The organism is Streptomyces sp. NPDC000229 (genome assembly GCF_040300825.1).
In the GTDB taxonomy this organism is placed as follows: Bacteria; Actinomycetota; Actinomycetes; order Streptomycetales; family Streptomycetaceae; genus Streptomyces.
The window spans coordinates 38,244-62,121 of record NZ_JBEPEL010000033.1 but is presented as its reverse complement, the minus strand read 5'-3'; the positions used below and the strand labels follow the sequence as shown (position 1 = coordinate 62,121).

21 protein-coding genes, 1 pseudogene and 1 riboswitch are annotated in these 23,878 nt (G+C 73.2%); of the genes and pseudogenes, 13 read left to right on the top strand and 9 right to left on the bottom strand.

The window, feature by feature from the left end; translation table 11 throughout:
- The first annotated feature begins 60 nt into the window (after window positions 1–60).
- A complete protein-coding gene (gene trpD / locus ABT360_RS18185) occupies window positions 61–1,125 on the top strand; it encodes an anthranilate phosphoribosyltransferase (RefSeq protein ID WP_351816870.1) in 1,065 nt (354 codons plus the stop codon).
- A gap of 234 nt (window positions 1,126–1,359) precedes the next feature.
- Window positions 1,360–1,477, top strand: a riboswitch (SAM riboswitch).
- Between the two features lie 161 nt (window positions 1,478–1,638).
- Window positions 1,639–3,024 carry an aminotransferase class V-fold PLP-dependent enzyme gene (locus ABT360_RS18180; protein ID WP_351816867.1) on the top strand — a complete coding sequence of 462 codons (1,386 nt, stop codon included), beginning with the start codon at window positions 1,639–1,641 and terminating at the stop codon, window positions 3,022–3,024.
- A 1-nt stretch (window position 3,025) separates the two neighbouring features.
- Here ABT360_RS18180 and ABT360_RS18175 read toward each other — a convergent pair.
- The 7 genes and pseudogenes from ABT360_RS18175 to ABT360_RS18145 form a co-directional block, all read right to left on the bottom strand.
- Window positions 3,026–4,165 (bottom strand): annotated as a pseudogene (locus tag ABT360_RS18175) (glycerate kinase family protein); the annotation flags it as partial.
- The gene (locus ABT360_RS18170; protein ID WP_444852266.1) at window positions 4,162–5,526 is read right to left on the bottom strand and encodes an SLC13 family permease; all 1,365 of its coding nucleotides are present in this window, start codon (window positions 5,524–5,526) and stop codon (window positions 4,162–4,164) included. The gene ABT360_RS18170 and the pseudogene ABT360_RS18175, both read right to left, overlap by 4 nt.
- Window positions 5,527–5,666: 140 nt before the next feature.
- Window positions 5,667–6,326 carry a response regulator transcription factor gene (locus ABT360_RS18165; protein ID WP_351816861.1) on the bottom strand — a complete coding sequence of 220 codons (660 nt, stop codon included), beginning with the start codon at window positions 6,324–6,326 and terminating at the stop codon, window positions 5,667–5,669.
- On the bottom strand, window positions 6,323–7,783 hold the full coding sequence (locus tag ABT360_RS18160; RefSeq protein ID WP_351816858.1) for a sensor histidine kinase: 1,461 nt from the start codon (window positions 7,781–7,783) through the stop codon (window positions 6,323–6,325). The genes ABT360_RS18165 and ABT360_RS18160 overlap by 4 nt, the downstream gene beginning before the upstream one ends.
- The gene (locus ABT360_RS18155) at window positions 7,734–8,138 is read right to left on the bottom strand and encodes a small hydrophilic protein (RefSeq protein WP_351816855.1); all 405 of its coding nucleotides are present in this window, start codon (window positions 8,136–8,138) and stop codon (window positions 7,734–7,736) included. The genes ABT360_RS18160 and ABT360_RS18155 overlap by 50 nt, the downstream gene beginning before the upstream one ends.
- Before the next feature lie 224 nt (window positions 8,139–8,362).
- On the bottom strand, window positions 8,363–8,644 hold the full coding sequence (locus ABT360_RS18150) for an Lrp/AsnC family transcriptional regulator (RefSeq protein ID WP_031069742.1): 282 nt from the start codon (window positions 8,642–8,644) through the stop codon (window positions 8,363–8,365).
- Window positions 8,641–9,339: a rhomboid family intramembrane serine protease gene (locus ABT360_RS18145; RefSeq protein ID WP_351816851.1), complete on the bottom strand. Its 699-nt coding sequence runs from the start codon at window positions 9,337–9,339 to the stop codon at window positions 8,641–8,643. The genes ABT360_RS18150 and ABT360_RS18145 overlap by 4 nt, the downstream gene beginning before the upstream one ends.
- 151 nt (window positions 9,340–9,490) lie before the next feature.
- On the opposite strand from ABT360_RS18145, the gene ABT360_RS18140 reads away from it, so the two are divergent.
- The 5 genes from ABT360_RS18140 to ABT360_RS18120 all read left to right on the top strand — a co-directional run bounded on the left by ABT360_RS18140 (window position 9,491) and on the right by ABT360_RS18120 (window position 14,940).
- Window positions 9,491–9,733: a hypothetical protein gene (locus ABT360_RS18140; protein ID WP_351816848.1), complete on the top strand. Its 243-nt coding sequence runs from the start codon at window positions 9,491–9,493 to the stop codon at window positions 9,731–9,733.
- A 54-nt stretch (window positions 9,734–9,787) separates the two neighbouring features.
- A complete protein-coding gene (locus ABT360_RS18135; protein WP_351816845.1) occupies window positions 9,788–11,152 on the top strand; it encodes an NYN domain-containing protein in 1,365 nt (454 codons plus the stop codon).
- Window positions 11,153–11,465: 313 nt separating this feature from the next.
- Window positions 11,466–12,491: a C40 family peptidase gene (locus ABT360_RS18130; RefSeq protein ID WP_351816897.1), complete on the top strand. Its 1,026-nt coding sequence runs from the start codon at window positions 11,466–11,468 to the stop codon at window positions 12,489–12,491.
- 264 nt (window positions 12,492–12,755) lie between these two features.
- The gene (locus ABT360_RS18125) at window positions 12,756–13,787 is read left to right on the top strand and encodes a C40 family peptidase (RefSeq protein ID WP_351816842.1); all 1,032 of its coding nucleotides are present in this window, start codon (window positions 12,756–12,758) and stop codon (window positions 13,785–13,787) included.
- Window positions 13,788–13,815: 28 nt separating this feature from the next.
- Window positions 13,816–14,940 (top strand): hypothetical protein, encoded by a 1,125-nt coding sequence (locus tag ABT360_RS18120; RefSeq protein WP_351816839.1) that lies wholly within the window; start codon window positions 13,816–13,818, stop codon window positions 14,938–14,940.
- On the opposite strand, the gene ABT360_RS18115 is transcribed toward ABT360_RS18120, so the two are convergent.
- Window positions 14,897–16,189, bottom strand: a complete 1,293-nt coding sequence (locus ABT360_RS18115; RefSeq protein ID WP_351816837.1) for a glycosyltransferase family 87 protein — start codon at window positions 16,187–16,189, stop codon at window positions 14,897–14,899. The genes ABT360_RS18120 and ABT360_RS18115 overlap by 44 nt on opposite strands.
- Window positions 16,190–16,304: 115 nt before the next feature.
- On the opposite strand from ABT360_RS18115, the gene ABT360_RS18110 reads away from it, so the two are divergent.
- Window positions 16,305–17,447: a glycosyltransferase family 4 protein gene (locus ABT360_RS18110; protein WP_351816834.1), complete on the top strand. Its 1,143-nt coding sequence runs from the start codon at window positions 16,305–16,307 to the stop codon at window positions 17,445–17,447.
- A gap of 366 nt (window positions 17,448–17,813) precedes the next feature.
- On the opposite strand, the gene ABT360_RS18105 is transcribed toward ABT360_RS18110, so the two are convergent.
- Entirely contained in the window at window positions 17,814–19,610 is a 1,797-nt protein-coding gene (locus ABT360_RS18105) for an AMP-dependent synthetase/ligase (protein WP_351816832.1), read from the bottom strand.
- 257 nt (window positions 19,611–19,867) lie between these two features.
- On the opposite strand from ABT360_RS18105, the gene ABT360_RS18100 reads away from it, so the two are divergent.
- From ABT360_RS18100 to ABT360_RS18080, 5 genes are all read left to right on the top strand, one after another.
- Window positions 19,868–20,635, top strand: a complete 768-nt coding sequence (locus ABT360_RS18100; RefSeq protein WP_351816829.1) for a metallophosphoesterase family protein — start codon at window positions 19,868–19,870, stop codon at window positions 20,633–20,635.
- A gap of 64 nt (window positions 20,636–20,699) precedes the next feature.
- A complete protein-coding gene (locus ABT360_RS18095; protein ID WP_351816826.1) occupies window positions 20,700–21,149 on the top strand; it encodes an SRPBCC family protein in 450 nt (149 codons plus the stop codon).
- A gap of 40 nt (window positions 21,150–21,189) precedes the next feature.
- Window positions 21,190–22,314, top strand: coding sequence for an ArsA family ATPase (locus ABT360_RS18090; protein WP_351816824.1), 1,125 nt, complete (start codon window positions 21,190–21,192; stop codon window positions 22,312–22,314).
- 38 nt (window positions 22,315–22,352) lie between these two features.
- Window positions 22,353–22,814, top strand: a complete 462-nt coding sequence (locus ABT360_RS18085; RefSeq protein ID WP_351816821.1) for a DUF5304 domain-containing protein — start codon at window positions 22,353–22,355, stop codon at window positions 22,812–22,814.
- A gap of 50 nt (window positions 22,815–22,864) precedes the next feature.
- Window positions 22,865–23,806 (top strand): ROK family glucokinase, encoded by a 942-nt coding sequence (locus ABT360_RS18080; protein ID WP_351816818.1) that lies wholly within the window; start codon window positions 22,865–22,867, stop codon window positions 23,804–23,806.
- The last annotated feature ends 72 nt before the right edge of the window (window positions 23,807–23,878 follow it).

Below are 23,878 nucleotides of genomic sequence, written 5' to 3'. Positions count from 1 at the left end.
AGGGTGGTGGTCATCCCTGTACGCCCCGTACTCCGCGTACGTACGACACCAGGAGCGACCATGAGCGCTGTGAACCCCGCTGGAGGCGACACCGCGGCGGGCCGCTCGTGGCCCGACGTCCTGAACGCCCTGCTGGAGGGGCGCGACCAGAGCGCCGACGCCACGGCGTGGGCGATGGACCGGATCATGCGGGGCGAGGCGACCGACGCCCAGATCGCCGGTTTCGCGGTCGCGCTGCGCGCCAAGGGGGAGACGGTCGAGGAGATCACCGGCCTCGTCCGCGCCATGTACGCGCACGCCAACCTCATCGAGGTGCCCGGCCCGTCCGTCGACCTCGTCGGCACCGGCGGCGACGGCGCCAAGACCGTCAACATCTCCACCATGGCCGCGATCGTCGTCGCCGGTACCGGCGCCAAGGTCGTCAAGCACGGCAACCGTGCCGCGTCCTCCGCCTCCGGCTCCTCCGACGTGCTGGAGAAGCTCGGCGTCAACCTGGACCTGACGCCCCGGAGGGTCGCGGAGGTCGCGGAGGAGGCCGGCATCACCTTCTGCTTCGCGGTGAAGTTCCACCCGGCGCTGCGCCATGTGGCGGCGGCCCGCAAGGAGCTGGGCATCCGGACGACGTTCAACTTCCTCGGCCCGCTCACCAATCCGGCGCGCGTGAAGGCCCAGGCGACCGGCGTCGCCGACGCCCGGATGGCCCCGATCATGGCCGGGGTGCTGGCCGAGCGCGGCTCATCCGCCCTGGTGTTCCGCGGCGACGACGGCCTGGACGAGCTGACGACCACGGCCACCTCCAAGGTGTGGGTCGTCCGTGACGGCGCGGTGCGCGAGGAGACCTTCGACCCGCGCGACGTGGGCATCGACCTGGTGCCCGTCGAGGCGCTGCGCGGCGCGGACGCCTCGTACAACGCGGACGTGGCACGCCGGCTGCTGGGCGGCGAGACCGGCCCCGTCCGGGACGCGGTGCTGCTCAACGCGGCGGCGGCCCTCGTGGCCCTGGAGCCGTCGGACGCGCCGCTGACCGAGCGGATCCGGGCGGGCATCACCCGGGCGGCCGAAGCGGTCGACTCGGGCGCGGCGCGCGCGGCGCTGGACCGCTGGGTGGCGGCGAGCAACGCGTAGCGCACCTTCGGCGCGTGACCGCCCGTAGGGCGGCGCCCGTGACGTGGCGGGCCTGCTCCGGGGGCGTCCGGCCGGTGCCGGCGGCGGTACGGCACCGGCCGTGCGTCCCCGCGCGGTGTGGACCGCGCGGCGCCCTCGGCACGGGGGACACCGGCCGGACAGGCCACCCGTCGGGACGTCCGGGATCCGGACACGGGTTGCGCTCGGGCGATCACGTGCCTTAACTTCTCGGCAGGTCATGAGTGACAGCGACTACGGCCCCGGCCCGCTGTCCGGCAACCCTCCGTCCGTGGCGGGGTGCCCCGGGTGAAGACCAGGCCGCAGGCGGCGAAGCCTGTGGCAAGCGCGGACCCCTGCACACCCTGGGGTCCTGGTCCTCAAGGGAGCAGTCTCGTGAGCAAGCGAATGCGATAGGGCGTATCGCCCCTTCTTCGGTACCCCTTTTCCCCTCCGCCGCGCCGCACCCGTGTGCGTCGAAGCGACGGATTCGCCTGCCCTGTACGGGAGTTCGCCATGTCTGTCACCACCGTTGCCGCCGACCAGTCCGTTTGTTCCCCGCTGCCCGTTCTGGGACGGGATGTCACCGTGCCGCTCGTCACCGGGGGCGAGGTCACGTACGCCGCGCTCGACTACGCCGCCAGCGCGCCGGCCCTCCAGCGGGTGTGGGACGACGTGGCCGCCTACGCGCCGTACTACGGCAGCGTGCACCGGGGGGCCGGGTACCTGTCGCAACTGTCGACCGACCTGTTCGAGAACAGCCGGGTCGCGGTGGCGGAGTTCCTGGACTGCCGCGAGGGCGACCAGGTGGTGTTCACCCGGTCGACCACCGACTCGCTGAACCTGCTGGCCGCCGCCCTGCCCGCCGACTGCCAGGTCTTCGTCTTCGAGACCGAGCACCACGCCTCGCTGCTGCCCTGGAGGGACGCGCAGGTCACGTACCTCAACGCGCCCCGTACGCCGGCACAGGCGGTCCAGACGCTGGAGCGGGCGCTCGCCGACCGTGACCCCTACGGCCCCGCCCTGGTCTGCGTGACCGGCGCGTCCAACGTCACCGGCGAGCTGTGGCCCGTGCGCGAGCTGGCCGCCGCCGCCCACGCCCACGGCGCCCGCATCGTCCTGGACGCCGCCCAGCTGGCGCCCCACCACCCGGTCTCGGTGCGCGAACTGGACGTCGACTGGGTGGCGTTCTCCGGGCACAAGCTCTACGCCCCGTTCGGCTCCGGCGTCCTCGCCGGCCGCGCCGACTGGCTGCGCGACGCCGAACCGTACCTGGCCGGCGGCGGCGCCTCCCGCAAGGTCGCGCGGCGCGCCGACGGCGGGGTGGACGTCGAATGGCACACCACCGCCGCCCGCCACGAGGCCGGCTCGCCCAACGTCATCGGCGTGTACGCCATCGCCTCCGCCTGCAAGGCGCTCACCGAAGCCGGGTTCGACACCCTGGTCGCCCGCGAGCAGTACCTGATCGGCAAGGTCCGCGAGGGGCTCGCCGAGGTGCCCGAGGTGAAGGTGCTGTCGCTGTTCGGCGACGAATCCCCCTCGCCTTCGGCTGGGGGGACCCCCACCCGCGTCGGCGTCATCTCGTTCGTGGTCCAGGGGTGGAACAGTTCGCACTTCGCGGCGGCGCTGTCGGCCGAGTACGGCATCGGCGTCCGCGACGGGCTGTTCTGCGCCCACCCGCTGGTGCGCACCCTGCTCGGCAGCGATCCCCAGGACGTCGGCGAGTGCGGCGCCCCCGACGGCGGGACCACCTCCCTCAACGCCATCCGCGTCAGCTTCGGGGCGGGGACGCCGGACGAGCACGTCGACCGGTTCGTTCGGGCCGTGAAGGAGCTCGTACGGGACGGGGCGCGGTGGAACTACCGTACGGAGGACGGGCGTTGTGTGCCCGACCGCGGCTGACCATCCGGGTGCCCACCAGGACCGTGCGCAGGGCCCGCTCGGCGGCGTCCGCGAGCAGCTCGGCCGCACGGTCCAGGGCGTCCGCCAGCGGTAGGGGTCCGGGCACGATCGACTCGTAGGCGTCGAGCCCCGCCTCCCGGGCCCCGTCGCCGAGCGTCCCCGCCAGCGCGAGCAGCGGGACGCCCGCCTCCCGCGCCCGGCGGGCCACCTCGCCGGGAACCTTGCCCCGCACGGTCTGGGCGTCCAGGGCGCCCTCGCCGGTGATCACCAGGTCGGCGTGGCCCAGCCGGGTGCCGAGGTCCAGCCCGTCGAGGAGCACCTCGAAGCGGGGGAGCAGCCGGGCGCCCACCGCCGCGAGCCCCGCTCCCAGCCCGCCCGACGCCCCGGTGCCGGGCGCGCACCGCAGGTCCAGGTCCGGGGCGAACGCCGTCGTCAGCGCGGCCGCCCAGCGCTCCAGCGCCGCCGACAACTCCTCGCACTGCGCCGGGGTCGCGCCCTTCTGGGGGCCGAAGACCCGGGCCACGCCCCGCTCGCCGCACAGCACGTTGTACGGGTTGCACGCCACCAGCAGCTCGGCCTGTGTCAGTCGCGGGTCGATCCGGCTCGTATCGACGGACGTCAGCCGGGCCAACGATGCGCCCCCGTACGGTAGTTCGCATCCGTCCGCGTCCAGCAGCCGGACGCCCAGCGCCTGGAGCGCGCCCGCGCCGCCGTCCGACGTACCCGAGTCGCCGCAGCCGACCAGGACGCGCCGGGCGCCCGCGTCCAGGGCGGCGAGGATCAGCTCACCGACTCCGTACGTCGTCGTGGCGCCCGGGTCGCGGCGGGCCGGCGACACCAGGGCCAGCCCGGCGACGGCGGCCATCTCCACGACCGCCGACCCGTCCCCGAGGAGCGCGAAGTGACTGTCGACCGGCTCGCCCAGCGGCCCGGTCGCGGTCCACGGCACAAGGCGTCCGCCCGTCGCCGCGGCCAGTGCCTCCGCCGTACCCTCGCCCCCGTCGACCAGGGGAATCAGGTCCAGCTCGGCTTCCGGAAGGACCCGCAGCACCCCTTCGGCGATGGCCTCGGCGGCCTGCCGCGCGGACAGGGACTCCTTGAAACCGCTGGGTGCGACGGCGATGCGGTACGAGTGACTCATGGGTGGGCCTCCAGGAGGACGGGCACGCCGAGCAGCGGCCAGACGGTCAGGGCGAACAGCAGGACCAGGCCCGCCGTGAGCGGGGCGAGCACCGCCGACAGGCGCAGCAGGTCACGCGGGGTGTAGGTGGGCACGCCGTCGGGGACGTCGGAGAACAGGGCGACCGGCTTCGCCGACGCGGGCAGCGTGTGGCAGAACCCCGCCGCCGCGGTCGAGGCGAGGGCGGCGGCGACCGGGTTGACCCCCGCCGCGGCCGCCGCCACGACCACCAGCGGGACGAGCACCGACGAGCGCGCCGAGCGGGACTGGAGGACCAGGTGCGCCGCCGTGCTGACCGCCACCACGACGGTGAGGAACAGCCAGGGCGGCGCGTGCACCGGCAACCCCGCCACCAGCCACTTCGCCGCACCCGAGTCGGCGAGCGCCACACCCATCGCCATCGTCGCCGCCATGAACAGCAGCAGCGGCCACGGCACGGTTTTCAAACCGTCCTTGAGCCGTACCGTGCCCAGCGCCGGTGACGCAGCGACCACCGCGCCGATCAGCGCGACCACGGCCGGGGACACCCGGTGCAGAGGCTCGCTGCACCACAGCACCACCACCGTGGCCATCAGCAGCGCGCAGCGCGACTCGGCGGTGGACAGCGGTCCCGTGACGGGGGTGGCGGAGTGCGCCTCGATGTCGGCCGGGGTGATGTGCACCGGGCCGCGCCGGTCGGCCCGCGAGGTGGTGGTGAACAGGACTGCTTCGGCGGCCAGATGGGACGACACGATCGCGAGCGGCAGGCCCAGCAGCAGCCACTGGACGAACCCGAGCCGTTGGCCGGTCTGCTCCCACAGCACATTGACCGTGATCAGATGCGCCCCGGCGCCGATCAGCGTCGCGACGGCGGACAGCAGCACCACCGTCGGGAACAGCAGCGCCAGCATCACCACGAGCCGCTCACGGCCCGCCAGGACCTTGGCCAGCGCCAGGAAGACGGGCAGTGCGAGCGCGGCCCGGCCCGAGGTGGCCGGGACGGCGAACGAGGTGACGACGAGCGCGGCGGTGGTCAGGTGGACCAGTTGGCGCACCGTACGGGCGCCGCTGACCAGGAACGCCGCCGCCCGGCCCGCCAGCCCCGTCCGGGTGACCGCGGCCGCCAGGACGAACGCGCAGATCAGCAGCCAGATCGTCTCGTCGCCGAGGGTGGCGAAGAGGGTCTGACTGCTGATCACACCCGTCGACGTGAGCGCCAGACCGGCGCCCAGCGCGATGTAGGTGTCGTCCACGGGGGTCGCGATCCAGGCGACGGTGGCGAGCACGAAGACGGCCAGGGTGAGGCGGCCGTCGGCGCCGAGACCGGGGAACAGGGACGGCATGGCCAGCAGCGCGCACAGACCGAGCGCGCCGCCGAACCATGCCGACCGGCTGGGGGAGAGGGTCACGGTGATCAGTCTCGGTACGCGCCGTGAGTCCTCAATGAGCGCTTTGTTAAGGGAATTTCATGGAACGGGGCGCTTTACGGCATCCGGTAGCCCATTCCGCGCACCGTCTCCAGCCGCCGTGCGCCCAGCTTCTTCCGCAGCGCCCGCACGTACACGTCCACGATGTTCGAGCCGGGATCGAAGTCGTACCCCCATACGTGGGACAGGATCTGCTCCCGTGACAGCACCTGCCCGGGGTGGCGGAGGAACAGCTCCAGCAGCACGAACTCACGGGCCGTCAGGTCGACCAGCCGGTCCTCGGCACGGGCCCGGCGCGTACGGAGGTCCAGGCTGAGGTCGCCGCTGCGCAGCACCGTCACCTCGGGCGCGCGGGCGGCGGTGCGCAGCCGGAGGCGTACCCGGGCCAGCAGTTCCTCGAAGCGGAAGGGTTTGGTCATCCAGTCGTCCGCGCCGCCCTCCAGGCCGGCCACCGTGTCGCGCACCGAGTCACGGGCGGTCAGCACGATCACCGGAAGCGTCACCCGGGCCTCGCGCAGCTCACGCAGCACGGTGAAGCCGTCCCGTCCCGGCAGGCCGATGTCCAGCACCATCAGATCGAAGCCGCCGGTGACCGCGTAGTGCAGGGCGGTGTCGCCGTCGGCGGCCACCGTGGTGGTGAAGGCGTTGGCGCGCAGGCCCTTCTCGACGAAGGAGGCGATCCGCTCCTCGTCCTCGGCGATCAGAATCCGGTTCACTCGTCTTCCTCCAGTACGAGTACGAAGGTGGCTCCGCCGCCCTCGGTACGGCGCAGCTCCACACGGCCGCGGTGGCCCTCGGCGATGGCCTTCACGATGGACAGCCCGAGCCCGGCGCCGCCGCCCGCGCGGGTGCCGCGGCGGTCCGTACCGCGCCGGAACCGTTCGAAGATCACGGCGGCGTCCTCGGCCTGCACCCCGGGCCCGGTGTCGGCGACGTACAGCTCGATCCGGCCGTCGACCTCGCGCGAGCCGATCCCTATCCGCTGGCCGGGGACGGTGTGCTGGACGGCGTTCTGCGCCAGCTGGACCATCGCCTGGGTGATGCGCTGCGGGTCCAGCTCGGCCTCCCGGTCGGCGACCCCGTCCAGGACCCACTCGCGCTCGCCCAGGGCCCGCGCCTTCACGAACACGTCGGCGGTCAGCTCGCCCAGCTGGACCGGCTCGGGCGTGACGAAGTCGGGGCGCTCGGCCTTGGCGAGGAGGAGCAGGTCCTCGACGATCCGGCTCATCCGGTCGAGCTCGTCGGTGACCAGCCGGATCGTCTCCGCCTGCTCGGCCGGGTCGTCGCCCATCAGCTCCAGGTGGCCGCGGACGATCGTGATGGGTGTCCGCAGTTCGTGCCCGGCGTCGTCCACGAACTGGCGCTGCGCCGCGAACGCCCGCTCCAGCCGGTCCAGCATGGCGTTGAACGTCTCGGCGAGCAACGCGATGTCGTCGCGGCCCTGGACCGGGATGCGCCGGGTCAGGTCCTGCTCGGTGAGCTGTGCGGCGGCCCGGCGGACCAGGCGTACGGGGGCGAGGATGCGGCCCGCGACGGCCCAGCCGATGCCGGTCGTCATCAGCAGGGCGACCCCGGAGATGGCGAGCTGGGTGCGGAACGCCTCGGCGGCGATGGCCTGCTCGTGGTCGGCGTGGAACGCCACGACGAACGCCCCCGGCGCGGCGTTCCCCGCCGGGATGATGGGCACCTTGGCCCACCGCACCTCGCCCTGCGGGCGGTCCAGGGTGCCGGAGCGGGCGGGGGAGGCGAAGATCCGGGCGAGCGCGTCGCGGTCGCGGTGCAGGGCGGCGCCGGTGGTGTCGCGGGGCTGCCGCAGCACGGCCGGGACACCGCCGGCGCCTCGGGTCAGGCCCAGGAGCTCCTCGTCCGGGTCGGAGTACTGGCGCTGGAGGAACACCTCCAGCAGCCGGCGCGGCTCGGTGAACGCGGCGCCGGTTTCGGGGTCCACGCCCTGGTCGACGAAGTTGGCGAACTCGCGGGTCTCCTGCGTGAGCAGCTGGCTGATCCGGTGGTCGACGTCGCGCAGCAGGATGGACCGGGTCGTCATCGCGACCGCGACCAGTGCCACGGCCATCACCAGCAACAGCCAGAGCAGGATCCGTACGCGGGCGGAGACGCGGCGGTCAGCTGTCGTCACCGAAGTCGTCACCGAGGTCGTGACCGAGGTCGTCATCGTCGTCGTCCCCCGCGGTGGCCGGCGGCCCCGGCACGACGCTGTCGGTGGGCGTGGTCCGCGCCGGGGGAGTGCCGCCCGGCGTGCCGCTGCGCGTCGTCGCACTGGGTACGGGCACGGCCGTGGGCGACCCGGTGGGTGCCGGCGTCGTCACGGCCTCCGGTGTCCTGCTCGGCCCCGGTGTCCTGCTCGGCCCCGTGCTCCCGGCCGGGCGGGGGGTGGTCGTGCCCAGCTCCACCTCGGGCGGCACCTTGGGCGCCTCGGACGTATCGGTCAGCGTGTAGCTGGTCGCGGCGATGCCGAGCGGGATGGCGACGACCGCGGCGAGCGTCACCATGCGATGGGTGAAGGCCATGCCCCCATCCTGGGCGCGGGCCGGCCACGCCTGAATGAGCGCCGGATGAAGGCTCCTTCATAAACGGCACGGGTTCCCTCACGCGGCCCCGACGGCACCGTCGACGCCCCGGTGCCCCGGCGCCCCGTGCGCCTCCGTACCAGACGTCATTCGTCCGGGTGATGCCCGGCCGGGTGCGGGCGACCGGGCGTGGCCCGCCGCGGAACGCGGCCCACCGGGAGGTGTTACGCGTCGAGGCCGATCGCGAACGCCGCCTCGAGGTCGTGCTGGGAGTACGTACGGAACGCCACGTGCGTGTCCGTCGCCTCGACGCCCGGGATCTTGCTGATCCGGCCGGGGATGACGTCCGCCAGGTCGTCGTGCTTGGCCACGCGGACCATCGCGATGAGGTCGTACGTACCCGTGACGGAGAAGACCTCGCTGACGCTGTCCAGCGCGGCGATCGACTCGGCGATCTCGGGGATGCGGTCCACGCTGGTCTTGATGAGCACGATCGCGGTGATCACGGCTGTCCTTCTCCCTCGGTGGCCGCTGGGTGGGCCTTCACTCTAGCCCCCCGGCCGAACCGCACCCACGCGTAGAGGAAGCCCAGGCAGAAGCCCACCACGTGCGCCAGGTAGGCCACGCCCGGGCCGCTGTCCGCGCCGCGGGCGGCCAGCCACTGCAGGACGAACCAGAAGATCAGCACGATCCAGGCGGGGAACCGCAGCGGCAGGAAGAAGAGGAACGGGAAGAGGCTGGTGACCCGCGCCCGCGGGAAGAGGTGGAGGAAGGCGCCCAGCACCCCCGAGATCGCCCCCGACGCCCCCACCAGGGTCTGGTCCGAGTCCGCGTGGGCCGCCGCGTACCCGAGGAGGGCGAGGCAGCCGGAACCGGCGTAGAACAGGGCGTACTCCAGGTGCCCCATCCGCTCCTCCGTCATCGCCCCGAAGACGTAGAGGAAGAGCATGTTGCCGAGCAGGTGCAGCCAACTGCCGCTGACGAACAGGGCGGTCATCGGCGTGAGCAGCGCGTGCGCGGAGCCGCTCAGCAGCTCGGTGGGGACGATGCCCCAGCGGCGGAAGTACGAGCTCTGGGCGGCGAGGAGCGCGTCGCCCGTGCCGTACGACGGGTTCAGACCGGACACCGGACTGAACAGGAAGATCAGGAAACAGGCGCCGATCACGGCGTACGTCACGGTCGGTCCGCGCCAAGCGATCATGGACAGATCATGACGTAAACGGAGGGAGCGGGACAGGGTGCCTCGCCGCGTACAGGGGTACCCGCGAGGCCGTAGGGTTACGGGACGTACACCCGCAGTTCGACGGCGCACCGCGGCTCCCGCACCCGGCACCATGGAAGAGGACGGAACGATGACGACGGTTCCCCTGCCGACCGCGACGACCCGCTGGCGCTGCACGCTCTGCGGCAATCTGACGCGCTTCGACGTCACACGGTCGTCCAAGGTCGTGGAGTACGTCCATCTGGACCTCGCGGGTGAGCCCACGGTGGAGGAGCGCGAGGTGGTCAGTGAGACCATCGAGTCGGTCCGCTGCCGCTGGTGCAACGCGGTGGACCAGATCGAGCTGGTGGACAGGCCGGGCTCCGCTTCCTGAGGGACCGGGAGCGGCCCGGCGGGCCTGGACGGACGGGTAGTGGGGTGACGAATCGTGGAGCAGCCCGACAGCGGCGCTGAGCCGGCCGGTGCGGCCGGTGACGCCGCGGAGGCGCTCGACCGCCCGCTGCCGGAGGGGGTGCGGCGCCGCGTCGTCGCGCTCGTCTCGGACGCCTTCGGCGGCCTGACGGTCGCGGAACTGCCCGCTCAGCTGCGGCAGTACGCCAGGTTCACCCCGTCCCGGCGGGCCAAGTTCGCCGGCAACGCGATGGCGGCCGCCCTGGAGGGCGACCCGCTGTTCCGGCAGCGGATCGGCGAGCGCCTCAAGGACGGCCAGCCCGAGCTGGCCCGCGCGGTCGAGTCCGGCTCGCCCCCGGCCGCCGCCGACCCCGTGGACGTCGCCGCGGCGGCCTATGTGCTGCGCCCGGCCGGCTGGGTCAAGCTGGTCGCCGCCGCCGGCGAGGAGGCCCAGCGGGCCGACGCCGAACGCGCCGACGAGGCCGGCCGGCGGGAGCTGGAGCGGTTGCGTGCCGAGCTGGCCGAGGCCCGCGCGCACACGAAGGCCGAGACCGAGCGGCTGCGCACGGAACTGGACGTGGCGCGCAAGGAAGCGGAATCGCTTCAGCGCAAGCTGCGCAGCGCCCAGAGCGACGTGAAGCGCGGCGAGGCCGCCCTTCGCCGCAGCCAGGCCGACATCGACACCGTCCGCGCCGAGGCGGCCGCCCAGGTCTCCGCCGCGGAGAGCGAGACGCGCCGCCTCAAGGCCCGCCTGAGTGAGGCGGAGGCCGCGCTGGAGGCGAGCCGCCGGGCAGCCCGCGAGGGCCGCTCCGTGGAGGACATGCGGCTGCGGCTGCTGCTGGACACCGTCCTGGAGTCCGCCCAGGGGCTGCGCCGCGAGCTTGCCCTGCCGCCCGTCTCCGTGCACCCCGCCGACACCGTGGACGCGGTGGAGCCGGGCCGGATGTCGCCCAAGGACATCGCGGCCCGTGCCCTGTCCGAGACGGACCCGGCGTTGCTGGACCAGCTGCTGGCGCTGCCTCAGGCGCATTTGGTCGTGGACGGCTACAACGTCACCAAGACCGGCTATCCGACCATGCCGCTGGAGAAGCAGCGGCTGCGGCTGCTCGGTGGCCTGTCGGCGCTCGCCGCCCGCACGGGAGCCGAGGTCACCTGTGTCTTCGACGGCGCGGAACTGGCCGCCCCGGTGCTGCTCGCCCCGCCGCGCGGGGTGCGGGTGCTGTTCTCCAAGCCGGGCGTGACGGCGGACGAGCTGATCCGCCAGCTGGTACGGGCGGAGCCGCCGGGCCGACCCGTCGTCGTGGTCTCCACCGACCGGGAAGTCGCCGACGGCGTCGCGAAGTCCGGCGCGCGGCCCGTCGCGTCCGCCTTGTTGCTGAAGCGGCTTTCGCGCGTCTCGTAACCCGTGGGCCCAATGCCCGATTTCGGGAAACGTACCGTCAAGTGCCCATGACTCACCGTGGGCTGCGTGTAAAGAATGTGGCTCCTGAGCGAGATTTTTCGCATGAGGATTTGAACTGATCACAAGATGGTCACTAGGGTCTGGCCACGAACCTCCGCGCAGGTGATCACTCATCGGGAGTGACAGCGGAGGAACCGCCTAATTCCGTGCAGTTCGGCCTGTTTCGCGGGGGAGCCGGACATGACGCGCGGAGCCGGGGCCCCGACCCCTGAGCCCGGCAGGCGGCAGCATGAGGAAGAAGGAGCTCGCCTCCGTGGCGTCCCACCGTCGTCCCAAGCAGCCCAGCCGCGCCCGTGTGACCGTGCTCACTGCGACCGCCGCCGCTGCCGTCGCCCTGTCCTCCCAGGCTGCTCAGGCAGATCCCAAGCCGAGCAAGAGCGAGGTCAAGGCCAAGGTCGACAAGCTCCACCACGAGGCCGAGGCCGCCACCGAGCAGTACAACCTCGCCGACGAGCAGCGCGGCAAGCTCCAGAAGGAGGTCGACGCCCTCCAGGACAAGGTCGCGCGCGGCCAGCAGGAGCTCAACGAGCTGCGCAACAGCCTCGGTTCGGTGGCCACCGCCCAGTACCGCTCCGGCGGCATGGACCCCTCCCTCCAGCTCCTGCTCTCCTCCGACCCGGACAGCTACCTCGACAAGGCGTCCGCCGTCGACGCCATCAGCGCCAAGCAGGCCGAGGCCCTGGAGACCATCCAGGCCAAGCAGCGCACCCTGGCGCAGCAGCGCGCCGAGGCCACCACGAAGCTCGCCGGCCTCGAGGACGTACGCAAGACGCTCGCCGAGAAGAAGAAGTCGTACCAGGGCAAACTCGCCGAGGCACAGAAGCTGCTCAACACCCTGACCGCCGAAGAGCGGGCGAAGATGCAGGAGGAGGAGCAGCGCGCCAGCCGCGAGGCCGGCGAGCGCGTCGAACTCGGCAACGAGGTCCCCGCCTCCCAGCGCGGCGCCGCCGCCCTCGCCGCCGCCGACACCCAGGTCGGCAAGCCGTACATCTCCGGCGCGGAGGGCCCCAACGCCTACGACTGCTCGGGCCTGACCCAGTGGGCGTACCGCCAGGCCGGCGTGAGCATCACCCGCACCACCTTCACCCAGCACAACGACGGTGTGAAGATCGGCCGCAGCCAGCTCAAGCCCGGCGACCTGGTCTTCTTCAACAACCTCGCGCACGTGGGCCTGTACGCGGGCAACGGCCAGGTGCTGCACGCCCCGAAGCCCGGCACCTTCGTCCGCTACGAGTCGATGGAATGGCTCGGCGACTTCCAGTTCGGCGTACGCATCTGACGTTGCGCGTACGCAACCTTCGCGCGTACCCGTCTGTGTCGCGCGTGCGCGTCTGACGCGCCCGAACCGCGCCCCCGATCGGGTGGTTTACCGCCCTCCAAGCTGACGCCCCGCCCCGCCGGTGACCTTGTGGTCTCGGGCGGGGCGCCGTTGTTCGACGCCCGTACGGTCGCTGGCCGCCGGGTAGTCGCCCGGCTACTGTCTGGCGCGCAACAGCCTGCAACAGACCGCACAGCCGTACGTCAGCGGAAGGGAGCGCGGTACGTGGCGTCCCATCGCCGATCCTCGTCCTCGTCGTCCTCGGGGTTCTCCCGGAGCGCGAAGGTCACTGTCCTCTCCGCCGCGGCGGCCACCGCCGCCGCGTTCGGCACCGCCCCGGCGAGCGCCGACCCCGGCACCCCGGCGGAGACCACGCGCGCCAAGGTCGACCGGCTCTACGAGGAGGCGGAGAAGGCCACCGAGGGCTTCAACAAGGCGGACGAGCGCGCCGACGCGCTCCGCGAGCAGGTGTCCCAGGTGCAGGAGAGCGTGGCGCGCGGCCAGGAGCGGATCAACCGGATGCGCGGCGCGCTGGGCGTCGTGGCGGGCGCCCAGTACCGCTCGGGCGGCATGGACCCGGCACTCGCGCTGCTGCTCTCCGAGGACCCCGACAGCTACCTCGACAAGGCCGCGGCCCTCGACCGGATCAGCGAGCGGCAGGCGAGCGCCCTGACCGAACTCCGGCGCGCCCAGCGCGATCTGGCGCAGCAGCGCGCCGAAGCCGGCCGGATGCTCGCCGAACTGGAGCGCAGCCGGGCCGCCGTGGCCCTCCACAAGCGCACGGTCGAGCGCAAGCTCGCCGAGGCGCGGGCACTGCTCAACTCCCTCCCGTCCGGCGAGCGCGACGACTTCGACCGGGCCTCCCGCTCCGGCCGCGACGAACTGCCCCCGCTCGGTGGCGAGGCCGTGTCGGGCCGGGCGGCCGCCGCGGTGGCCGCCGCCCGCTCCGCCGTCGGCAAGCCGTACGTGTGGGGCGCCAACGGCCCCTCCGGATTCGACTGCTCGGGTCTGATGCAGTGGTCGTACGCACAGGCGGGCGTCGGCCTCCCGCGCACCTCGCAGGCCCAGCGCAACGCCGGACGGCACGTCCCGCTGTCCGAGGCGCGCCCCGGAGACCTGGTGACGTACCGGGACGACGCCAGCCATGTCGGGATGTACATGGGCAACGGCCAGGTGGTGCACGCCCCCTACCCCGGCGCGCCCGTGCGCTACGACCCGGTGGGCATGATGCCCGTCTCGGCGGTCACGCGGGTCTGACGGCGGCAGCGGCCCTAGGATCGGGAGGATGCGGGTCCGGAGGCGTGCGGCAGGGGCGGTGCTCGGCCTGCTCCTGCTCATCGGCGGGTGTGCGGCTCCCGCGCCGTCGCCCGCGCCCGACACGGCCGCTTTCCAGGCGGCGGCCGACCGGCGGGCAGCGGCGGTACGGGCCGGCGACCTGGCCGATGTGCCGCTCGGATCCTGGTCGTACCGGGTGACGGACGTCCGGCGGGACGGCGACGACCGGGCCACCGCGCGGGCCGAACTGCGCTACCGCCTCGCCGGGTACGACAGCGGCGTCGTCACCGGCGAACGGGCGCTGAAGCTCGCGCGCCGGGACGGGCGCTGGACCGTGACGTCCGACCGGCCCGCGCGGGGCGCCGCCCAGCAGCTCTGGGAGCAGGGCGACGTCGACGTCGTACGGGGGAAGAAGAGCCTGGTCCTGGGCGTCGGGCAGGACGCGGCGCGGCTGCGCTCCGTCGCGGCGGCCGCGGACCGGGCGGTGCCCGCGGTGTCGGCCGCCTGGCCCGAGGGGCTGTGGTCGCGGCGCGTGGTGGTGTTCGTGCCGGCCTCGCTGAAGGAGATGGGCGCGCTGCTGGGGGAGCCGGCGGCGGGGTACCGGGGGATCGCGGCGGTCACGACGGGCCGGGTGGGCGGCGGGCCGGACGGCCCGGCGGACCGGGTGATCGTCAACCCCGAGGCGTACGCGGTGCTCGGCGAGTTCGGGCAGCGCTTCGTGCTCGCCCACGAGACGACCCACGTGGCCACCCGGGCGCACACCTCCGCCGACACGCCGCTGTGGCTCTCCGAGGGCTTCGCCGACTGGGTCGCCTACCGCGGCACGTCCCGCGCACCCGCCCAGGCGGCGCCCGAGCTGCGGGACGCCGTCCGCGCGGGCCGCACCCCGGTCGCCCTGCCGGCGGACGGCGACTTCTCCTTCGCGGCCGACGCGGAGGCCCTGGCCCGCGCCTACGAGGGCGGCTGGCTCGCCTGCGAGCTGATCGCCGACCGGTGGGGCGAGGCGAAGCTGCGGGCCCTCTACCGGGCGGCAGGGGCGCGCGGAGCGGAGCGCGCCCTGGGCGAGGTGCTGGCGACGACCCCGGAGGCGTTCACCGCACAGTGGCGGGGTCACCTGCGGGAGCGGCTGGGGTGACGTCCTGCCGGCGCGGCTCGGCGGTCTGTGCCGGCACCGTCGCATGCTCCTGGCGCAGGCGCGGCTCGGTGACCGTCTGGCGCCACAGCTCCCGGCACGCGGTGAGCGTGGCGGCGACGAGGAGCCCGTTGCGTACCGTCAGCAGCACGATGCCCCACAGGTCGCTGTGCACGACGTGCGTGAACCAGATCGGGAACTCCAGCATCGTCACGCCCGTCGCCACCAGCACCATCTTCGCCGCCCGGGTCATCCGGCTGGCCCGGAAGACCAGGCACACCGCCGCCAGCCCGACCAGCCAGATCAGGTACTGGGGGCTGATCACCCGGCTCGTGGTGGTGAACAGCAGCACGGCCGCGAACGCCGCGTCGGGAAGCGTCGTCGAGCCGAACGCGCGGGCCCGCAGCCGCCACACCAGCAGCCAGCCGAACGCCGCCACCGTCAGCGCGAGCGCGGCGCTGGAGACCACCGGCACGTACGGGCCGAGGAACTCGACGGAGCCGTAGTTCAGCAGCACCTGGCCCTCCCAGCCGAAGTTCCGCGCCACGTGGAAGACCAGCGAGCCCAGCGACTCCACCTCGGTGCCCCGGTCGCGCTGGAAGGTGAGGAACGCCAGCGCCCCCGGCATCGCCGCCGTGCAGGCCAGCAGCACCGCCGCCCCCGTGACCACGGCGGCCGTCCAGGAGCGGCGGGTGACACGGCCGCGCCGGGTGCCCGCGAGCAGCAGCACCGGCCAGACCTTCAGCAGCGCGCCGAAGCCCGCCAGCGCGCCCAGCACGCGCGGGTGCCGCACCCCGGCGAGCAGCGCGGCGACCGCGACGGCGGTGACCATCAGGTCGTAGCGCGCGTACGCGGTCGGGCCGAGCAGCGGCACGCCCGCGACCCACACCCAGGCGCCCGACAGGCACTTCCCGGGACGCCGCCCCGCGTACAGCAGCAGGCCGAAGACCAGCGCGTCGCAGGCGAGAACCAGGAGGAAGAAGGCGGAGGCGTACTCCAGGCCGGGCAGCAGGCCGGGGGAGAGGATGGCGAGCGCGGCGGCCGGCGGGTACTGCCAGGTGACGTCGTCCAGTGGGTAGGTGCCGGTGCGCAGCACGTCGTACCAGCCCTGGTAGATCACCGAGACGTCACTCGTGACGTCGGGCCCGGGCAGGACGAACACCTTGAAGACGCAGAGCAGCAGCAGCGTCCTGGTCACAAGCCATATGCCGACGACTGCCAGGGGGAGCCGGGTGCCGCTGGGGCCCTTCATGCAAACCTCGTCCGGGTGGGTGGGTGGTCTGGGGTCGGGTCGAGTGCGGGTCGTGGTGCCGGGCGGGACTGTGCGTGAGCGGTGGAGCGGCGCCGTTGGGTACTGTCGGCATGCGATGCACAAGACCTTGATCGTAACCAACGACTTTCCGCCCAGACCCGGCGGGATTCAGGCGTTTCTGCACAACATGGCGCTCAGACTCGATCCTGAACGGATCGTTGTCTACGCCTCCACGTGGAAGCGCGGCCCGGAGGGTGCCGAGGCAACCGCCTTGTTCGACGCCGAGCAGCCGTTCAAGGTTGTCCGGGACCGGACGACGATGCTGTTGCCCACGCCACGTGTGACCGGGCGGGCGGTCGGGCTGCTGCGCGAGCACGGCTGCGAGTCGGTGTGGTTCGGGGCGGCGGCCCCGCTCGGGCTGATGGCCCCGGCGCTGCGCCGGGCCGGCGCGAAGCGGCTGGTCGCGACGACGCACGGGCACGAGGCCGGGTGGGCGCAGCTGCCGGGGTCACGGCAGCTGCTGCGGCGGATCGGCGAGGGTACGGACACGATCACGTACCTCGGCGAGTACACGCGCTCACGCATCGCGGCGGCGCTGACGCCCGGGGCGGCCGGGCGGATGGTCCAGCTGCCGCCGGGGGTCGACGAGAAGACGTTCCACCCCGGCTCGGGCGGCGACGCGGTACGGGCACGGCTGGGCCTGGCGGACCGGCCGGTCGTCGTGTGCGTGTCGCGGCTGGTGCCGCGCAAGGGCCAGGACACGCTGATCAGGGCGATGCCCCGGGTGCTCGCGCGGGTGCCCGACGCGGTGCTCCTGATCGTCGGGGGCGGCCCGTACGAGAACGACCTGCGCCGCCTCGCCGGGGAGACCGGCGTGGCCGGATCGGTGCGGTTCACCGGCGCGGTGCCGTGGGAAGAGCTCCCCGCCCACTACGGGGCCGGTGACGTCTTCGCGATGCCCTGCCGTACGCGGCGGGGCGGGCTGGACGTCGAGGGCCTCGGCATCGTGTATCTGGAGGCCTCCGCGACCGGCCTCCCGGTCGTCGCGGGCGACTCCGGCGGCGCGCCGGACGCCGTCCTCGACGGGGAGACGGGGTGGGTGGTGCGGGGTGAGTCCCCGGCGGAGTCCGCCGACCGGATCGTCACCCTGCTGGAGGACCCGGAGCTGCGGCGGAGGATGGGCGAGCGGGGCCGGGCGTGGGTCGAGGAGAAGTGGCGCTGGGATTTGTTGGCGGAGAAGCTGAAGCACCTGCTCTGACGGTGCGCGGGCGCGCGCTGGGGTTGGGGGTGCCGCACTGGCGGTGAGGGCGCTGCGCTGATGTGGCGGATGCCGAACTGGTGCGGGCCGGTGCGCCGGCGGTGGGGGCGCTGCGCCGGCGGTGCGGGCCGGTGCGTTGTGGTGCGGGAGGTCTGCTCCCGGTGGGTGGGGGCGGGGCCCTCCGGGCTCGTCTCCTCGAGGCCGGCGGCCTGGGGTACGTCGGATCGGGAGCCCCACTGAAGCCGCCAACCTCTGCGGGGACGACCCTGCACGGCCCCACCCCGGCCGTTGCCGACCGGCGCGAAGCTGCCGCCCAGGGGGTGTGGGGGCGTCAGCCCCCACGTACACCGGTAGGAGCGCGGAGGATCAGGCGCGGTAGATGGCTTCGATCTCGTCCGCGAAGTCCTTCGCCACCACATTGCGCTTGAGCTTCAGCGACGGCGTGATGTGACCGGCCTCCTCCGTGAACTGGGAGGTGAGAACGCGGAACTTCCGCACCGATTCCGCCTTGGAGACCGCCGCGTTGCCGTCGTCCACGGCCCGCTGCACCTCCGCCAGCAGGTCCGGGTCCTCGCGCAGCGACGCCGCCGTCGAACCGGCCGGCTTGCCGTGCTCGGCGGCCCAGCGGCCGAGGAACTCCTCGTCGATGGTGACCAACGCGCCCACGAACGGGCGGCCGTCGCCCACCACCATGCACTCCGCGACCAGCGCGTGGCCGCGGATGCGGTCCTCGATCACCGCGGGAGCGACGTTCTTGCCGCCCGCGGTGACCAGGATCTCCTTCTTCCGGCCCGTGATGGCCAGGTAGCCGTCCTCGTCCAGCGTGCCGATGTCACCGGTGTGGAACCAGCCGTCGGCCAGCGCCTCGGCGGTCGCCGACTCGTTCTGCCAGTAGCCCGAGAAGACGTGCTCGCCGTGGATGAGCACCTCGCCGTCGTCGGCGATGCGGACCACCGAGCCCGGCAGCGGCTGCCCCACGGTGCCGATCTTGGGGCGGTCGTACGGGTTGAACGCGGTCGCCGCGCAGGTCTCCGTCAGGCCGTAGCCCTCCAGGACCGTGAGGCCGATGCCCCGGTAGAAGTGCCCGAGGCGCTCGCCCAGCGGCGCACCGCCCGAGACGGCGGCCTGGCAGCGCCCGCCCAGGACCGTGCGGAGCTTGCTGTAGACCAGCTTGTCGAAGACGAAGTGCTTCAGCTTCAGGCCCAGCGAGGGGCCCTCGGGGGTGGACGTGGCGCGGCTGTACTCGATCGCCGTCTGCGCGGCCTTGTCGAAGATCTTGCCCTTGCCCTCCGCCTGCGCCTTGGCGCGCGCCGAGTTGTAGACCTTCTCGAAGACGCGCGGGACGCCCAGGATCAGCGTCGGCTTGAAGGCGGCGAGCTCGTCGGTGAGTTCCTTGATGTCCGGGACGCAGCCGAGGCGGATCGGCGCCAGGACGGAGCCCACCTCGATGAGCCGTCCGAAGACGTGCGCGGCCGGCAGGAAGAGCAGCGCCGAGCACTCGCCCGTGCGGAACAGCGGTTTGAGCCGTTCCACGACGTTGCCGCACTCGGCGAAGAAGTTCCGGTGCGTCAGGACGCAGCCCTTGGGGCGGCCCGTGGTGCCCGAGGTGTAGACGATCGTCGCGATGTCGTCGGCCTTGGCGCTGGAGGTGGCCTCGTCGACGGCCTCGTCCGACACGTCGGCCCCGGCGGCCGTCAGCTCGCCGATGGCGTCCTCGTCCAGGCGCCACACGTGCCGCAGCGCCGGCAGGTTCTCGCGTACGGAGTCCACAGCCGCCGCGTGCGCCTCGGTCTCCACGATCACCGCGACCGCGCCCGAGTCGCCCAGGATCCACTGGACCTGCTCGGCGGAACTGGTCTCGTACACCGGCACCGTCACCGCGCCGGCGCTCCAGATCGCGAAGTCCAGCTGGACCCACTCGTAGCGGGTGCGGGAGATCAGGCCGACCCGGTCACCGGGGCGTACGCCCCGGGCGATCAGTCCCTTGGCAGCAGCGCGCACCTCGGCGAGGAACTGGGTGGCGGTGACATCCGTCCACGCGCCGGCCACCTTGCGGCCCATCACGGCGACATCTGGGTGCTGAGCGGCATTGCGGCGGATGAGATCCGTCAGGTTGCCGTCCGTGGGGACCTCGTACAGGGCCGGAAGGCTGAACTCGCGCAAAACTGCTGCTCCTCATCGGGCGCCGGCGCCACGGCTCTGTGTGATGCACCGGTTGCGGTCCAAGATCGGGCAGGTGCTCGGTGGGGGTGAGCACGACTGGACTGCCCGGACGTTACCCACCAGTACTCGGTTCCGGATAGGGGCGCTGGCCAGATGTTCGCTGCGTCACACGTACTTGGGTGTACTTGACGCACAGTAGTCCACGTCGGCGATGACTCGGAAGTAACCGCAGGTCCGACCCCCTAAAGTGGGTTCTCATGCGAGTCCATGTGGTCAGTGACGTGCACGGGAACGCCGAGGGTCTGGCCACGGCGGGGGAGGGCGCCGACGCCCTGATATGCCTTGGTGACCTGGTGCTCTTCCTGGACTATCACGATCATGCGCGGGGGATCTTCCCGGACCTCTTCGGGGTCGAGAACGCCGACCGGATCGTCGAACTGCGCACCGCCCGCCGGTTCGACGAGGCCCGGGAGTTCGGCCGCCGCCTGTGGGCCGAACTGGACATGGACCGCGAAACGGCCATCGAGGCGGCCGTGCGGCGCCAGTACGCCGCGATGTTCGCCGCCTTCCCGACGCCGACGTACGCCACGTACGGGAACGTCGACATCCCCGCCCTCTGGCACGAGTACGCCGCTCCCGGCACCACCGTCCTGGACGGGCAGCGCATCGAGCTCGGCGGCCGTGTCTTCGGCTTCGTGGGCGGCGGCCTGCGCACCCCGATGCGCACGCCCTACGAGATCTCCGACGAGGAGTACGCGGCCAAGGTCGAGGCCCTCGGCGAGGTGGACGTGCTGTGCTCCCACATCCCGCCGGAGGTGCCGGAGCTGACGTACGACACCGTCGCGCGCCGCTTCGAACGCGGCAGCCGGGCCCTGCTCGACGCGATCCGCCGCACCCGGCCCCGGTACGCGCTCTTCGGCCACGTCCACCAACCGCTGGCGCAGCGGATGAGGGTGGGGGCGACCGAGTGCGTGAACGTGGGACATTTCGCGGCGACCGGAAGGCCATGGGCCCTGGAATGGTGAGGCCCGCCCACGCGATAGCCTTCACCCCACAGAGACCCGGTACCGCACTGGAGGAGCCACGGCGATGGCGGAACACACCAGCTCGAGCATTGAGATCGAGGCGGCACCGGCCGACGTCATGGGAGTGATCGCCGACTTCGCGCGCTACCCGGAGTGGACGGGCGAGGTGAAGGAGGCGGAGGTCCTGGAGAAGGACGCCGCCGGCCGCGCCGAGAAGGTCCGCCTGCTGCTCGACGCCGGCGCGATCAAGGACGACCACACCCTGGCGTACACCTGGACCGGCGACAACGAGGTCAGCTGGACACTGGTCAAGTCCCAGATGCTCCGCGCCCTGGACGGCTCCTACCGCCTCAGGCCGCTGGACGGCGGCGCCCGTACCGAGGTGACCTACCAGCTGACGGTGGACGTCAAGATCCCGATGCTGGGCATGATCAAGCGCAAGGCCGAGAAGGTCATCATCGACCGCGCCCTGGCCGGGCTGAAGAAGCGCGTCGAGTCCAGCTCCAGGGCCTGACCCCGCGGCCCGCGCCCCGGCCCGGGTAGCGTGGGGCTCCATGCGAACCATCCTCGTCACGGGCCCAGGCGGCGCCGGGCGTACGACCGTTGCCGCCGCGACCGCCCTGGGCGGGGCCCGGCGGGGGCAGCGGGTCCTGTTCCTCACCGGTGACCGGGTGGTACCGGACGAGTGGTTCGACGGCGGCGACCGACCGGTCGTGCGCCGTATCGACTCCGGCGCCCACTTCCGCGCCGAGATCCTCGCCCTCCAGGAGCGCGCCGCCCCCGCCCTCGGGCTGCTCGGCGCCACCCCGCTCGCCGACGAGGAGCTCACCGAGCTGCCCGGCAGCGACCGGTTCGCGCTGCTGAGCGCCCTCCGGGAGGCCGCCCTCGGCGACTGGGACCTCGTCGTCGTCGACCTGCCGCCCGTCCCCGACGCCGTCGCCGTACTGGCCCTGCCCGAGCAACTGCGCCGCTACCTGCGCCGCCTCCTGCCCCCCGAGCGGCAGGCCGCCCGCGCGCTGCGGCCGATGCTCGCCCAGCTCGCCGGCGTACCGATGCCCGCCGAGTGGCTGTACGAGACCGCCGCCCGCCGGGACGCCGAACTCGCCGCCGTCCAGGCCATGATCGAGGACCCGGCGACCACCGTCCGGCTGGTCGCCGAACCCGGCCCGGCCACCGCCGACGCCCTGCGCACCGCCCACGCGGGGCTGGCCCTGCACCGCCTCGCCGTGGAGCCGGTCGTCGCCAACCGGATGCTGCCCACCGAATCCCCCGACCCCTGGCTGTCGGGCCTCGCCGCCCAGCAGCAGGCGCACCTCAAGGCCCTGGGGGAGACGCACGAGCTGCCGCACCTCGGGCGCGACCCCCGCACGGCCGACGACCTGGCGCTGCTGGAGCCGCCCGCCGCCCCGCCGGCCGCGGCGCCCGACTGGACCGTGGAGGACCGGCGGGAGACCGACGGCGTGCTGGTCTGGCGCATCCCCCTGCCCGGCGCCACCAAGTCGGATCTCGGCCTCGTCCGCCGCGGCGACGAACTCGTCCTGACGACCGGGCCGTTCCGCCGCGCCGTCCCCCTGCCGTCCGCGCTGCGCCGCTGCACCGTCTCCGGGGCGGCCCTCGCCGACGGGGCGCTGAGCGTCCGCTTCGCACCCGACCCGGAATTGTGGCCCCGCACGCGGTAACGTCGGGAGTATCACCCACGCTGCCGCAGGAGTACGCCATGAGCGACGCCACCCAGCATCCCGACGCCGAGGCCTGGGACGCCGACGCCTGGGCGAAGGCCTGCGCCGAGGACCTGGCCGCCGAGAGGGCCCGCCGCCGGGGCACCGAGGGCCCGCCGCCCGGCACCGCCGCCGAGGAGCTGCGCAAGCTCGTCGACGCGGTCGCCGACAAGGTCGCCTCGCTGCGCACCCCGCTGCTCGGCATGGGCGCCCAGGACGCCGTACAGCAGTTCGTCAGCCAGGCGAAGGCCGCCGTCGAGCCGGTCATCGAGCGCAACCCGCAGGTCTTCGACCACCTCGCGGCCGCGGGGAACGAACTGCTGGCCGCCTACCGCTCCGCCGTCGAGGGCCAGGAACGCCGTTGGACCCGCGGGCCGGACGCTCCCGGGCCGGGCGGGAAGCCCGGCGGGAAGAGGGACGAGGACGGTCCGGGGACGACCGAGCACATCGACCTCGACTGACACCGGGTACGGTTGGCCGTAGCGGGGCTCGACCGAAAACTGAGGGACACATGGGACTCACCATCGGCGTCGACATCGGCGGCACGAAGATCGCGGCCGGAGTGGTCGACGAAGAGGGCACGATCCTCGACACCCACAAGGTGCCCACCCCGCCGACCGCCGAAGGCATCGTCGACGCGATCTGCGCGGCCGTCTCCGAGGCCGGCAAGGGTCACGACGTGGAGGCGGTCGGCATCGGTGCCGCCGGGTACGTCGACGACAAGCGCGCCACGGTCCTCTTCGCGCCGAACATCCACTGGCGGCACGAGCCGCTGAAGGACAAGGTCGAGCAGCGCGTCGGCCTCCCGGTGGTCGTGGAGAACGACGCGAACGCCGCGGCCTGGGGCGAGTACAAGTTCGGTGCGGGCAAGGGCCACGAGGACGTCATCTGCATCACCCTCGGCACCGGCCTCGGCGGCGGCATCATCATCGGCAACAAGCTGCGCCGCGGCCGCTTCGGCGTGGCCGCCGAGTTCGGCCACATCCGGGTCGTCCCGGACGGGCTGCTGTGCGGGTGCGGCAGCCAGGGCTGCTGGGAGCAGTACGCGTCGGGGCGCGCCCTCGTGCGGTACGCCAAGCAGCGTGCCAACGCCACCCCGGAGAACGCCACGATCCTGTTGGGTCTCGGTGACGGCACCCCCGCGGGCATCGAGGGCAAGCACATCTCGCAGGCCGCCCGCCAGGGCTGCCCCGTCGCCGTCGACTCCTTCCGCGAGCTGGCCCGCTGGGCCGGCGCGGGCCTGGCCGACCTGGCCTCGCTGTTCGACCCGTCCGCGTTCATCGTGGGCGGTGGCGTCTCGGACGAGGGCGAGCTGGTCCTCGACCCGATCCGCAAGTCGTTCCGGCGCTGGCTGATCGGCGCCCAGTGGCGGCCCCACGCCCAGGTGCTCGCCGCCCAGCTGGGCGGCGAGGCCGGACTCGTCGGCGCCGCCGACCTGGCGCGCCAGGGCTGAGTCACCCCGCTCGTACGACGGTGCCCGTCGCGTCCTCGCCCGGATGCGGCGGGCACCGTCATATCGTGCTCG

Excerpts from the sequence above, each read along its gene's own strand:
- trpD (WP_351816870.1), top strand. The coding sequence starts at position 61 with ATGAGCGCTGTGAACCCCGCTGGAGGCGACACCGCGGCGGGCCGCTCG.
- ABT360_RS18180 (WP_351816867.1), top strand. The coding sequence starts at position 1,639 with ATGTCTGTCACCACCGTTGCCGCCGACCAGTCCGTTTGTTCCCCGCTG.
- ABT360_RS18170 (WP_444852266.1), bottom strand. The coding sequence starts at position 5,526 with ATGCCGTCCCTGTTCCCCGGTCTCGGCGCCGACGGCCGCCTCACCCTG.
- ABT360_RS18160 (WP_351816858.1), bottom strand. The coding sequence starts at position 7,783 with ATGACGACCTCGGTCACGACCTCGGTGACGACTTCGGTGACGACAGCT.
- ABT360_RS18155 (WP_351816855.1), bottom strand. The coding sequence starts at position 8,138 with ATGGCCTTCACCCATCGCATGGTGACGCTCGCCGCGGTCGTCGCCATC.
- ABT360_RS18145 (WP_351816851.1), bottom strand. The coding sequence starts at position 9,339 with ATGATCGCTTGGCGCGGACCGACCGTGACGTACGCCGTGATCGGCGCC.
- ABT360_RS18140 (WP_351816848.1), top strand. The coding sequence starts at position 9,491 with ATGACGACGGTTCCCCTGCCGACCGCGACGACCCGCTGGCGCTGCACG.
- ABT360_RS18120 (WP_351816839.1), top strand. The coding sequence starts at position 13,816 with ATGCGGGTCCGGAGGCGTGCGGCAGGGGCGGTGCTCGGCCTGCTCCTG.
- ABT360_RS18115 (WP_351816837.1), bottom strand. The coding sequence starts at position 16,189 with ATGAAGGGCCCCAGCGGCACCCGGCTCCCCCTGGCAGTCGTCGGCATA.
- ABT360_RS18110 (WP_351816834.1), top strand. The coding sequence starts at position 16,305 with ATGCACAAGACCTTGATCGTAACCAACGACTTTCCGCCCAGACCCGGC.
- ABT360_RS18100 (WP_351816829.1), top strand. The coding sequence starts at position 19,868 with ATGCGAGTCCATGTGGTCAGTGACGTGCACGGGAACGCCGAGGGTCTG.
- ABT360_RS18095 (WP_351816826.1), top strand. The coding sequence starts at position 20,700 with ATGGCGGAACACACCAGCTCGAGCATTGAGATCGAGGCGGCACCGGCC.
- ABT360_RS18090 (WP_351816824.1), top strand. The coding sequence starts at position 21,190 with ATGCGAACCATCCTCGTCACGGGCCCAGGCGGCGCCGGGCGTACGACC.
- ABT360_RS18085 (WP_351816821.1), top strand. The coding sequence starts at position 22,353 with ATGAGCGACGCCACCCAGCATCCCGACGCCGAGGCCTGGGACGCCGAC.
- ABT360_RS18080 (WP_351816818.1), top strand. The coding sequence starts at position 22,865 with ATGGGACTCACCATCGGCGTCGACATCGGCGGCACGAAGATCGCGGCC.